Genomic DNA, 11,945 nt, shown 5'->3' with positions numbered 1-11,945 from the left:
ACCGGAAACAATAGGCATGCCTAACCTATGGCGTCAAGGGGTTGTCAGCCGAGCAACTTCTTCTGGACCTTGCCCATCGCGTTGCGTGGGAGAGAGTCGACCACTCGAATCTCGCGGGGCCGCTTGTGAATCGAGAGCTCGGTGGCCACCAGATCTATCAGCACCCGATCCTCCACATCGGTGCCGACGACGTACGCCACGATGCGCTGGCCGAGGTCGTCGTCGGGCACACCGACCACGGCCACCTCGTCGACGCTCGGATGCCCCAGCAACACCGTCTCGATCTCCCCTGCGCCGACGCGATAGCCGCCGGACTTGATCAGATCGGTCGAGGCTCGTCCCACGATTCGGTGGAAGCCGTCGGGCTCGATGAGAGCGACGTCTCCGGTGTCGAACCACCCGTCCTCGGTGAAGGTCTTCGCCGTCGCGTCCGGGTTGTTCAGGTAGCCGTCGAACAGCATGGGGCAGCGGATCTGCAACGCTCCGATGGATTCGCCGTCGTGCGGCAGGATTTCACCCTTCTCACCGCGCAGCCGGGTCTCGACGCCTGCGACCGGCAGTCCCACCGAGCCTGCTCGACGCTCCCCGTCGGCGCGGGTGCTGATGGTGATGAGGGTTTCACTCATGCCGTATCGCTCGATCGGGGCCTGGCCGGTGAGTTCACGTAGCTTCTCGAACACCGGGACCGGGAGCGGCGCACTACCGGAAACCAGCAGTCGGGCACCGGCAAGGGCGCGGGCCGACGCCTGGTCCGCGGCGACACGCGACCATACGGTCGGCACCCCGAAGTACAGGGATCCGCGCGCTGCCGCGTAGAGCTCCGGCGTCGGCTTCCCGGTGTGGATCAGCGGGCTGCCCACTCGCAGGGGGCCGAGGACGCCGAGGATGAGACCGTGCACGTGGAACAACGGAAGTCCCTGCACCACAGTGTCTCTCGATGTCCAGGCCCAGGCCTGCGCCAACGCGTCGAGCCCGGCCGCGATGGCACTGCGAGAAATCAACACGCCTTTCGGCGGGCCGGTGGTACCGGAGGTGTAGAGCACGAACGCGACCGAGGACGGTTGCGGTTCGGGGTAGCTGTGCCACGACCGTGCATGCTGACGCACCGGCAGGACCTCGAGTCCGGAGGTGTCCGGCGGCGCTTCACCGAGCCACGCCTGCGCGCCCGAGTCGTGGAGGATGTGCTCACGTTCGGCCACCCCGGCGTCGGGCGGAACCGGCACCACGGTGACACCGGCGATGAGTGCACCCACAACAGCGAGCACCGTCTTCACCGACGGCGTCGCGTAGACCGCCAGTCGGTCGGCACGCGAGATGCGTTCGGCCACGGACGTCGCCGCGCCCAGGATGTCGGCACGGGAGAGCGAGACTCCGTCGATCGTGATGGCGTCGGGAATGTCGTCTCCCCGCGCAACGGCGAGTGGGTTCAGTGAACGAAGCAGCACATGGCTACCGTACATACATGGACGTGGACGGAATCGACACCGGCGACTACGCCGAGTACATGACGGTCGCCGCCGGTGACCTGCAGGCGGGTGTCTATCTGATCGGAACCGACGCCGAGCAGGACACCGATTCCCAGGACGACCTCGACCTGGACCTCGAGGACTCCGATTCCGACGATGACGACATCGACATCGCACACGTCACCGACGGCGCGCCCAGGCTGGTCTACTCGGTGCAGTCCGACGACTTCTGGACCCGTGTGGAGTTGGCCGATCTTCGAGCCACTCAGCTCTACGAGGAAGCGCACGCACGCAATCCCGAGGTCAACACGGAGCCCAAACGCTTCACCACCGTCGAAGCGTTCGGCAGCAACGAACTGGTCTACATCCTGCGCATCCGACGCGGCGGCTGGGACGTGGGCGAGCCGGACCTCGAGCCGTGATCGGCGCGCTCCGTTAGGCGGCGGACCCGACAGTTCCGATGCCGAGCGCGACCAGGAATCCGGCGCTGATGCGGTCCAGCCAGTCGGTCACCGCGGGCCTGCTCAGCAGAGCCACCGCACGTGAGGCGAGAACGGAGAACACTCCCATCACCAGAGCGGCCACCACCACCTCGACCAGCCCGAGCGTCATGGCACCGGTGAAGGTGACCACAGTGAGGAACTGCGGCACCACTGCGAGGTAGAACAGCCCGACCTTGGGATTGAGCGCGCACGAGAGAACTCCGGCGCCGAACGCCGACCACGCAGACGCAGCGACAGGCACCAGCGGCTCACCGGCCACCTTGTTCTTCCGTCGGGCACGGAAAGCCTTCACGCCCAGGTACAGCAGATACAGTCCGCCGAGAATCTGGACGACGCGATACGCGGTCGCGGATTGCTCGACGATCGCCGCCAGCCCGACGGCTACCAGCACCGCCCAGAACAGTCCACCGATCGCGACGCCCATCGCCGCCGCGATCCCGGGCTTGAGACCGCCGATGCTGTAACGCAGCACCAGAAACGAATCGGGCCCGGGCAGAATCGCCAGCAGAAAGCACACACCGGCGAAGCTGAGCAGCAGGCTGAGGGTCATGGGTACATGAGAACACCCGGTTCGAGTTGGGTCCAACTGACGTGAGTGTCCACAATTCTCATCGAGAAGCGGAATCCCGTTCGCCGAACCGAATAGTGGACACTCGGCGCACCAGAGAAACCCGACTACCCGCGCAGGCGATCCGCCGCAGCCTCGATGCGTTCGTCCGTGGCCGTGAGTGCGATGCGCACGTGCTGTCCACCGTTCGGACCGTAGAACTCTCCCGGTGCAGCGAGGATGCCGCGTTCGGCGAGCCAGTCGACGGTGTCGCGGCACGCGTCGCCCCGCGTCGCCCACAGGTACAGCCCGGCCTCGGAGTGGTCGACGGTGAATCCGGCTGCTTCGACGGCTTCCTTCAATACAGTCCTGCGTGATCGGTAACGCTCGCGCTGGATGTTCTCGTGTTCGTCGTCGGCCAGTGCGGCGGTCATGGCGGCCTGGATCGGCAACGGCACCATCATGCCCGCGTGCTTGCGTACCTCGAGCAACTCGGCAACCAGGGATGCGTCGCCGGTGACGAAGCCGGCGCGGTAGCTGGCCAGATTCGAGGTCTTCGAAAGCGAGTGCACCGCAAGCAGATTGGTGTGATCGCCGTCGCACACGCGCGGATCCAACACGGAGACCGCTTCGGCGTCCCAGGTCAGTCCCAGGTAGCACTCGTCCGAGACGACGATGGCGTCACGCTCGCGGGCCCACTCGACGACTTTGCGGAGATGCTCGACTCCGAGCACCTTGCCGGACGGGTTGGACGGTGAATTGACGAAGATCAGCGACGCCCGCTCGGGGCCCAGACGCGACAGCCCGTCGGCTCGCAGAATTCGCGCGCCCGCCAGCAGTGCCCCCACTTCGTAAGTGGGGTAGGCCAATTCGGGAATGACAACCAGGTCGTCGGCTCCCAGGCCGAGCAGCGTCGGCAGCCAGGCGATCATTTCCTTGGTGCCGATGGCCGGGAGCACCGCGTCGGGCGAGAGACCGGTGATCGAGTACCGACGCTCGAGCGCGGCCACCGCGGCCTCGCGCAACGCGACGGTACCGACCGTGGTGGGGTAACCGGGCTCGCCCGCAACGGAATTCAAGGCCGTACGGATCACCTGCGCAACCGGATCCACCGGTGTACCCACCGACAGGTTGACGATGCCGCCCGGGTGCGCCGACGCCTTCTCCTTGGCAGCGGTCAACGAGTCCCATGGAAAATCGGGCAGCGCCGCTGCCACCGCTCTGCGTGCCAAGGCGTCAGTTCTCGCCCATGGGAGGCAGAGCCTTGATGAACGGCGGGTCGTAGTCGGTCTTGCCGAGCTTCGCAGCGCCGCCTGGAGATCCCAGGTCGTCGAAGAAGTCGACGTTGGCACCGACGTATGCGCTCCACTGCTCGGGCACGTCGTCCTCGTAGAAAATGGCCTCGACGGGGCACACGGGCTCGCAGGCTCCGCAGTCGACGCATTCGTCGGGGTGGATGTACAGCATTCGGTTACCCTCGTAGATGCAATCCACCGGGCACTCTTCGATGCACGCTTTGTCCAGTACATCTACGCACGGTTCTGCAATCGAGTAGGTCACTGCTGCTCTCCCCTCCTGTATCGATCGTGGGCGCTCGCGCGCCCTGAGCATCCTAGTATCGCGGTCCGAACCTGGAGCAAACCGACCAGGGTGACCTCACCTGGCTCGATCGGCTATCGCCGCAGCTGCTTCGCGGGCGAGTCGGCCCCGAGGTTCGAGGCTTTCTTGTGGGCCGCAAGCCACTTGCGGCCCTGCTTGGCGGCACGAGAGAGCGCGCCTCGCTCGCCGAAGTATCCGGCGACACCACCGACGACCGGGATGGCACCGAGCACGCGGTAGATGCCACGAGGATGCGGACGCTTCTCCAGCTCGCCTGCGACGTCGCGCAGCACGTTGGCGATCTGCCACATGCCGCGCAGCAGCGCGAACGGACCCGACTTGGGGGACTCTTCCTTCTTCGCCGGAGCACTGTCGGCCAGGGCCGTCAGGTCGCGCTTGCACAGCACCGAACCAAGTAGCGCCACATGCGTCTCGCGGTCGGTCACCCCTGATTCACGGGCCACGGCGACGAGCACCATCGCCTGGTTGGCGAACCCGAGCAGATCCTGGATCGGCAGGCGGTTGACCAGGATGCCGAACACACCGGGAAACGCGACGGCAACGGTGTTGAGAGCTCCGATGCGATTGACCCACCACTGCGACCGAGCGTCACTGCCGAGCTTCTCCCAGCCTGCGGTGCCCGGGAAGTCGGTGGTGTCGAAGGCCTTCGCGAGGAAATCGATGACGTTGTCGAGGGTCGAATCATCCGCAGAGGACTCGCGGAACGTCCTGCCCTTGAGCCCTATCGGGTCGCGTGTCGCGAGGATGTCGAGCACGGGATGGATGATGGCGACGGCACTGCTCAGCACCGCGGCGACGCGACGGTCGTCCATGTCAGACAAGCTCCATTTCGAGAGTGACCCCGAGGGTCAGATCAGGCCGGCAACGGACACCGCCGGAGCCGGGCCGTACGTGGTGGTGCGCTGACGAACCGGTCGTCCGATGCCGTCGGCGATCTCGTGCAGTTCCGCAACGGTCTTCTCCGAACCGTTCTGCGAACCCGCCATGCGTGAGATCGTCTCCTCCATCAGGGTCCCGCCCAGATCGTTCGCGCCCCCGTTCAGCATCGCCTGTGTACCCGTGATTCCCAATTTCACCCATGAGGTCTGAATATTGTCGATTCGGCCGTGCAGCATGATCCGGGCCAAAGCATGCACGGCGCGGTTGTCCCGGTTGGTCGGGCCGGGTCGCGAGGCCCCGGCCAGATACAGCGGCGAGGACTGGTGCACGAACGGCAGCGGCACGAACTCGGTGAACCCACCGGTCTTGTCCTGGATCTTCTTGAGCACGTTCAGATGGCCGACCCAGTGCGACGGATTGTCGACGTGGCCGTACATCATCGTCGAACTCGACCGCAGACCGACCTCGTGCGCGGTGGTGATCACTTCGATCCACTCGGCCGCGGGCAGCTTGCCCTTGGTGAGTACCCAGCGGACCTCGTCGTCGAGAATCTCCGCGGCCGTTCCCGGGATCGAGTCCAGCCCCGCGGCCCGGAGTTCGGTGAGCCACTCACGGATCGACTGACCGCCCCGCGATGCCCCGTTGACGATCTCCATCGGAGAGAAGGCGTGCACGTGCATCGACGGCACCTTGGCCTTGACCGCGCGAACCAGATCGGCGTAACCCGTCACCGGCAGTTCGGGGTCGATCCCGCCCTGCATGCACACCTCGGTGGCCCCGACGACGTGCGCTTCCCACGCCCGATCGGCGACCTCGGTGGTGGACAACGTGAATGCGTCGGCGTCACCCTTGCGCTGAGCGAACGCGCAGAAACGGCAGCCGGTGTAGCAGATGTTGGTGAAGTTGATGTTCCGGTTCACCACGTAGGTGACGGTGTCTCCGTTGACCTGCTTGCGCAGATCGTCGGCGAGGGCAGCGACAGCGTCCATTCCCGGGCCCTCGGCGGTCGCGAGCGCGAGGTACTGCTCGTCGGACAACCCGGCCGGGTCCTTCTCCGCAGCCGTCAACGCCGAGACCAGGTCCCGGTCCACCCGTTCGAGGCCCGCGAGATCACGCACCTGCTCGCGGATCGAATCCCAGTCGCCGAACGCATTCGCCAAATCCGAACGCGTCTCGGTGTTACGCCCCTGGGTGTCGATCTCGGTGTTCAGGTCGACGCGGCCCGAGGACTCCCACTCCTCGTCCGGCTCCTGCCACGGCAGCCCCGTCGGGTTCACGTTCTCGCGCGCCATGCCGGTTTCGGGATCGGCCAGCGCCCGCACGTGCGCCGATATCCGCGGATCGATCCACGGAGCACCGGCGAGGACGTACTGCGGCTGCGCTGCAACACGTTCCACCAAGCGGTAGCCCGCCTTGTCGGAAAGTTCCGCCAGGGTGTCGAGGTTCGGCCACGGCCGCTCGGGATTGACGTGATCGGGGGTCAGAGGCGAGACCCCGCCCCAATCGTCGACGCCTGCGCCCAGCAACGCTGCGGTCTCCTCCGCTGCCACCAGGTTCGGCGGAGCCTGAATCCGCATCGACGGGCCGACCACCATCCGCGTCACCGCGATCGTCGCCAGGAATTCCTCGAGACCGGCGTCGGGAACGGACCGCATCGCGGTATCGGACTTGGCCAGGAAGTTCTGCACGATGATTTCTTGCACGTGCCCGAAAGATTTGTGCACCTTGCGAATTGCCATGATCGACTCGGCGCGGTCACGCAGCGTCTCGCCGATACCGACCAGAATGCCGGTCGTGAACGGAATGTTGAGCCGTCCCGCGTCGGTCAGCGTGCGCAGGCGAACCTCGGGATCCTTGTCCGGACTGCCGTAGTGCGCCTGCCCCTTCTCCTCGAACAACCGACGCGAGGTGGTCTCGAGCATCATCCCCATCGACGGAGCGACCGGCTTGAGGCGCGAGAGTTCCTGCCACGACATCACACCGGGATTGAGGTGCGGCAGCAAACCGGTCTCCTCGAGCACCCTGATCGACATGGCGCGCACGTAGTCGAGCGTGGAGTCGTAGCCGCGCGAGTCGAGCCACGCCTTGGCCTCGGGCCACCGCTCCTCCGGCCGGTCGCCGAGGGTGAACAGTGCTTCCTTGCAGCCCAGCGCGGCACCCTTGCGGGCGACGTCGATGATCTCGTCGGGATCCATGAACATCCCGTGCCCGGAAGCGTTGAGCTTGCCCGGGACCGTAACGAACGTGCAGTAGTGGCACTTGTCGCGGCACAACCGGGTGATGGGTACGAACACCTTTCGCGAGTACGACACCGTCTTCGGACGCCCCGCCGACTCGAGACCCGCATCACGAACCCGCGCAGCCGACGCCATCAGATCCACCAGATCGTCCCCACGCGCGTACAGCAGAACCGTCGCCTCGTCGACGTTCAACGAGACTCCGTCCCGGGCACGACGCAGAACGCGGCGCATGGCAGAAGCAGCTGGAGCGGTGTCAGGCAACGAAGTCACCAGTCGATCATGCGCTTCCTGGTACGCACGTGCCACCCGCCCCTCCCCTACTCGGGTCGTTCCGCAGGCTCCACTCCCGGCTTGCTAGGTCATTCCGCAGACTCCACTCCCGGCTACTCGGGTCGTTCCGCAGGCTCCGGGGTGGTGGATACCAAACGACACCCATAGGTTTGTACCCGTGACAACGATGACCGATCCACAGTGGCAACCGTCTCCGCGCGCACGTCTGCTCTGGGCTCTGAGTGCCGGTCTGCTGTGGGTACCGATCTTCGTCGCCCAGATCGTGTGGGCAATCGTCGACTCGAATTGGACGACCTGGCCGCATGTGGCCGTCTTCGTCGCCTCGGTCGTGCTCGCTGTGCTGCACATCGCGATCGTGCCCCAGTGGCGGTATCGCGTGCATCGCTGGGAGATCAGTGACACCGCGGTCTACACCCGCACCGGCTGGCTGAGCCAGGAGCGACGCATCGCACCGATCTCGCGGGTACAGACCGTCGACACCGAGCGCGGACCTCTCGATCGCCTGCTGGGGTTGGCCACGGTCACGGTCACGACGGCGTCCTCTGCCGGCGCGGTGAAGATCACGGCGCTCGACCAGGAAGTCGCGGACAAGACGGTCGCGCGACTCACCGACATCGCCGGCCGTACCGTCGGAGACGCAACGTGACCGTTGGTGACCCTCAGGATCAGGCAGAACTGCTGGCCGTCGAGGAGGAGCAGCCGTGGCTGCGCCTGGACAAGCGAATGTTGTTGGTACATCCGGTGAACGAGGGCATCAAGCTCCTGCCCGTATTGCTGATCTCGTTCTTCGTCGGCAGCCAGAGCGGTAACCACTACTGGAGTCTCGGCATTCTGGTGGTCGTCGTGGTGTTCGCGATCCTGCGGTGGTTCACCACCAGTTACCGGATCGGTCCGGTGCACGTGCAGCTGCGCAGCGGGGTGCTGCAGAAGAAAGTTCTGTCCATTCCGCGCAACAGGATTCGGTCGGTCGATGTGGAGGCCAACGTTCTGCACCGGGTGCTGGGGCTGTCCATCCTGCGTATCGGCACCGGCCGACAAGCAGGCAACGGCGAGGCCTTCGAGCTCAACGCTCTCGACACGTCACTGGTGCCTGCGCTTCGTGGAGATCTGCTGCAGCGGGTCTCTGGACAGATACCGACGTCCGACGGGATGCCGACGGCGGCATCGGGGCCCGAAGTGGAGATCGCTCACTGGCAGTTCTCGTGGGTGCGGTTCGCACCGTTCTCCATCACCGGCATCGTCACCATCGCCGCGGCCGTCGGTGTGCTGTTCCAGTACGGACTCGGGCGAACATTGGCGGAGTCCTCGGTGGTCTCCAACAGTATCGATTCCGCAGAGCAACTGGGAATCGCATTGTTCGTGGTCGTGGCCCTGATTGCGCTGCTGGTCGTGTCGAGCATCTTCGCGTGCGTTCGCTACCTGTTGACCTACGCCAACCTGACGGTCACCGATCAGGGGCGCACGCTGCACGTCAGTCACGGACTGCTGCGGACCCGTCAGTCGACACTCGATCGCAAGCGGCTGCGCGGCACGTCACTGTCCGAACCACTGCTGCTGCGCGCGGTGAAAGGTGCCAGGCTCGACGCCATCATGACCGGCGTCAGCGCCGAGAAGAAGGAATCGTCGCTGCTGCTCCCCCAGGCCCCGCGCGCCGAGGCACTCCGCATGATGACCACGGTCCTCGGCGACGCCGGGTTGCACGGCGGTGCCGACCGCCCCCTGCTGCAGCACGGACCTGCGGCGCGGCGTCGCCGCTACACCCGGGCGGTGCTGCCGGTGGTGGTCATCGCGGCCGGCCTTTCAATCGCGCAGTACGTCGGCGCGCCCATCCCGATACTCGCCTGGATCACGCTCGGGGTGTTGTTCCTCGCCGCCTTCGGGCTCGCGCACGATCGCTTCCGTGGACTCGGCCACGCGGTACTGCCCGGTTGGCTCATCACCCGACACGGCTCGCTCGACAGGAGTCGGCACAGCCTCGAGGCCGCAGGCATCATCGGCTGGACGGTGCGGCAGACGTTCTTCCAGCGTCGCGCCGGGGTGGCCACCATCGTCGCCGCTACTCCGGCCGGCGTCGGCCACTACGAGGTGATCGACATCCCCATCGAGAACGCGTGGGCGATGATCGACGCCGTCACCCCTGGTGCCGGGGACATCTGGCTGCACCGAACCTGACATGACGCGGCCGCAGAGCATCGAGGAACTCGACCTCGCAGTGTCGGAATGCCGCGCCTGCCCGCGTCTGGTGCAATGGCGCGAGCAGGTCGCGCTCGAGAAGCGAGCCGCTTTTGCGAACGAAACATATTGGGGTAGAGCGGTTCCCAGTTTCGGACCCGCCGACGCGGCCATGCTGATCGTCGGGCTGGCCCCGGCAGCGCACGGCGGCAACCGCACCGGCCGGATGTTCACCGGAGACCGAAGCGGGGACGTTCTCTATCGCGCGATGCATGCGGTCGGTTTGGCCAACCAACCCACCGCGACACATATCGGAGACGGGTTGGCGCTCAACGGAGTTCGCATTGCCGCGCCGGTGCACTGCGCTCCACCGCAGAACAAGCCGACTCCCGCCGAGCGAGATGCATGCAGGCCCTGGCTGGACGACGAATTGCGGTTGCTGCGCCCGACGCTACGGTCGGTGCTCGTTCTCGGCGCCTTCGGCTGGCAGTCCCTGTTGCCCATACTGGCGGCCAATGGATGGGAGATACCAAGGCCTGCACCGAAGTTCGGGCATGGAGCCAAGCTCGATCTGGGCTCGATCACCGTGTTCGCCAGCTATCACGTCAGCCAGCGAAACACCTTCACCGGACTGTTGACTCCGACGATGATCGAGGACGTACTGCGGGATGCGGGTCGGCATGCACGCTTGCTGTGATCGCCTTCATCCGGAACATGAACAGCAGCACTCCCGCGGGGCCCGCTCCGGCAACGATCAGCAGCATGGTGCGCCAATCGGCGAGCAGGAGAACGTCGCCGCCAGGCCCGCCGAACATGCACAGCAGAACCGCGGCGAACCATCCGATCAAGGGTGACGCCACCCAGAGCGGCCGCTCGGCGACCTTGCGCGCCGCCAGGATCAACGCGACGTTGGCAACTCCGCCGAGCAGTGCGCTGACGGGGAATTGCACCGAACCGAGGTAGGTCGGGAGAAAGAAGACCGACAGAATTCCGGACAGAAAGCCGTCGAACACCAGCACTGCGACCGTCGCCCAGGACACCAGGGCGACAGTATTGGATGCAGCTTTCGAGATCATGCGCCCAATACTGCCTTGACCCTGGTTGTTTCAGTGCGCCGGCACTCAGGAAACCGGCGGGTACCCGAGCGAGGTGAGCAGATTGCTCGCGCCCATGGCGATCTGACCCAGAACGTACTGGTACAGATCTGCCTGTGCGCCGAACTGCGGCTTGAGAGAATCGACGAACGCAACGATGGCGTCCTGCACTACCCAGTTGTACATGTGTGTTCCGCCCCTGCTGTGGTGAGATCGATGCCGTGGTCATTCAGTGATGCGAAGCACAGCCTAGTACGCCTGCGAAAAGGTCCGTCTCCCTGCCCGTCGCATCGCTGCCGGATTCGCCCCGCACGAGCACGTACTGCTCGTCGAGCAATATCGGCTGGGCGATGTCGTTGGACAGTGCGTACTCGTTGCCCGACGGCGCGACGGTCACCTGAGTCGCATGTGCGCGCAGTGCTTCCCGCTTGGCGTCGAGCACGCCCCGAATGTCGATACTGGTGGTGATCGTGCTTTCCGGGACGCTGGGCAGCTCACCGTCGACCGGCAGTCGCCATCCGGCCGGAAGCTCGTCGATCGCGGCGAGACCCGACTGCAGTTGATCGTGTCCGGTGACGGTCCAGTAGAACTTCGACACCTCCCACGGCGCTCCGGCAACGGGGTAGACCTCGGTTCCGCAGATCTCGACGGCCTCGGTCACCAGCGAGTGCACCTGCTGGTGATCGGGGTGGCCGTACCCGCCCTCGGGGTCGTAACCGACGACGACCTGCGGCCGGAGCTCCCGCATGACCGCCACGAGCGCTCCGAGGGCCTCGTCACGGTCCGCGTTGACGAATGCGCGCGGTTTGCGAGCCGCCGACGTCCCTGCCATCCCGGAATCCCGCCAGCGTCCGGCACCGCCGAGAAAGCGCGGCGGGTTGCAGCCCAGGGCAGCGAGCGCGCGGTGCAATTCCAGGATCCGGTAGCCGCCGAGCTGATCAGCGCGATCGACCACCAGATCGGCCCATGTCTCACCGATCACTTCTCCCTCCTCGCCGAGCGAGCAGGTGAGCACCGTGACCTCGGCCCCGGCGCGGACGTAATGCGCGATGGTGCCGCCGGTGGTGATGGTTTCGTCGTCCGGATGCGCGTGTACCAGGAGCATCCGCTGTGGCTCCGTCATCGCCTGATCC

At 65.7% G+C, this 11,945-nt stretch carries 13 protein-coding genes; 4 read left to right on the top strand and 9 right to left on the bottom strand.

Translation table 11 applies throughout. The annotated features are described in order from the left end of the window. Window positions 1-44: 44 nt before the first annotated feature. Window positions 45-1,460 carry an acyl-CoA synthetase gene (locus CH291_RS16355; RefSeq protein WP_094688023.1) on the bottom strand — a complete coding sequence of 472 codons (1,416 nt, stop codon included), beginning with the start codon at window positions 1,458-1,460 and terminating at the stop codon, window positions 45-47. Window positions 1,461-1,462: 2 nt separating this feature from the next. Between CH291_RS16355 and CH291_RS16350 the strand changes: the two genes are divergently transcribed. Further along, complete coding sequence (locus CH291_RS16350) at window positions 1,463-1,888, top strand: hypothetical protein (protein ID WP_068053020.1); 426 nt, start codon at window positions 1,463-1,465, stop codon at window positions 1,886-1,888. Between the two features lie 13 nt (window positions 1,889-1,901). On the opposite strand, the gene CH291_RS16345 is transcribed toward CH291_RS16350, so the two are convergent. From CH291_RS16345 to CH291_RS16325, 5 genes are all read right to left on the bottom strand, one after another. Beyond that, window positions 1,902-2,519: a LysE family translocator gene (locus tag CH291_RS16345; RefSeq protein ID WP_094688022.1), complete on the bottom strand. Its 618-nt coding sequence runs from the start codon at window positions 2,517-2,519 to the stop codon at window positions 1,902-1,904. A gap of 125 nt (window positions 2,520-2,644) precedes the next feature. Further along, entirely contained in the window at window positions 2,645-3,748 is a 1,104-nt protein-coding gene (dapC, locus tag CH291_RS16340; RefSeq protein WP_094688021.1) for a succinyldiaminopimelate transaminase, read from the bottom strand. A 4-nt stretch (window positions 3,749-3,752) separates the two neighbouring features. Further along, window positions 3,753-4,076, bottom strand: coding sequence for a ferredoxin (gene fdxA, locus CH291_RS16335; protein WP_008714223.1), 324 nt, complete (start codon window positions 4,074-4,076; stop codon window positions 3,753-3,755). A 113-nt stretch (window positions 4,077-4,189) separates the two neighbouring features. Further along, window positions 4,190-4,948 (bottom strand): hypothetical protein, encoded by a 759-nt coding sequence (locus CH291_RS16330; RefSeq protein WP_094688020.1) that lies wholly within the window; start codon window positions 4,946-4,948, stop codon window positions 4,190-4,192. Window positions 4,949-4,984: 36 nt separating this feature from the next. Beyond that, window positions 4,985-7,525: a bifunctional FO biosynthesis protein CofGH gene (locus CH291_RS16325; RefSeq protein ID WP_256980871.1), complete on the bottom strand. Its 2,541-nt coding sequence runs from the start codon at window positions 7,523-7,525 to the stop codon at window positions 4,985-4,987. 187 nt (window positions 7,526-7,712) lie between these two features. On the opposite strand from CH291_RS16325, the gene CH291_RS16320 reads away from it, so the two are divergent. The 3 genes from CH291_RS16320 to CH291_RS16310 all read left to right on the top strand — a co-directional run bounded on the left by CH291_RS16320 (window position 7,713) and on the right by CH291_RS16310 (window position 10,415). Then, window positions 7,713-8,192: a PH domain-containing protein gene (locus CH291_RS16320; protein WP_094668805.1), complete on the top strand. Its 480-nt coding sequence runs from the start codon at window positions 7,713-7,715 to the stop codon at window positions 8,190-8,192. 77 nt (window positions 8,193-8,269) lie between these two features. Next, complete coding sequence (locus tag CH291_RS16315; RefSeq protein WP_256980878.1) at window positions 8,270-9,718, top strand: PH domain-containing protein; 1,449 nt, start codon at window positions 8,270-8,272, stop codon at window positions 9,716-9,718. 1 nt (window position 9,719) lies between these two features. Continuing rightward, window positions 9,720-10,415 carry a uracil-DNA glycosylase gene (locus CH291_RS16310; protein WP_068052983.1) on the top strand — a complete coding sequence of 232 codons (696 nt, stop codon included), beginning with the start codon at window positions 9,720-9,722 and terminating at the stop codon, window positions 10,413-10,415. Here the strand turns inward: CH291_RS16310 and CH291_RS16305 are convergent. From CH291_RS16305 to mshB, 3 genes are read right to left on the bottom strand one after another with little or no spacing between them, the layout of a single operon-like run. Further along, on the bottom strand, window positions 10,342-10,794 hold the full coding sequence (locus tag CH291_RS16305; protein WP_068052980.1) for a hypothetical protein: 453 nt from the start codon (window positions 10,792-10,794) through the stop codon (window positions 10,342-10,344). The genes CH291_RS16310 and CH291_RS16305 overlap by 74 nt on opposite strands. 45 nt (window positions 10,795-10,839) lie before the next feature. Further along, on the bottom strand, window positions 10,840-10,998 hold the full coding sequence (locus CH291_RS26820; protein WP_008714214.1) for a hypothetical protein: 159 nt from the start codon (window positions 10,996-10,998) through the stop codon (window positions 10,840-10,842). A 43-nt stretch (window positions 10,999-11,041) separates the two neighbouring features. After that, entirely contained in the window at window positions 11,042-11,935 is an 894-nt protein-coding gene (mshB, locus tag CH291_RS16300) for an N-acetyl-1-D-myo-inositol-2-amino-2-deoxy-alpha-D-glucopyranoside deacetylase (RefSeq protein WP_094688110.1), read from the bottom strand. Window positions 11,936-11,945 lie beyond the last annotated feature (10 nt).

It is taken from the genome of Rhodococcus sp. 14-1411-2a, from assembly GCF_002259485.1.
GTDB lineage: Bacteria > Actinomycetota > Actinomycetes > Mycobacteriales > Mycobacteriaceae > Rhodococcoides.
The sequence above is the reverse complement of the archived record's forward strand: the minus strand, read 5'-3'. Positions and strand labels throughout refer to the sequence as shown.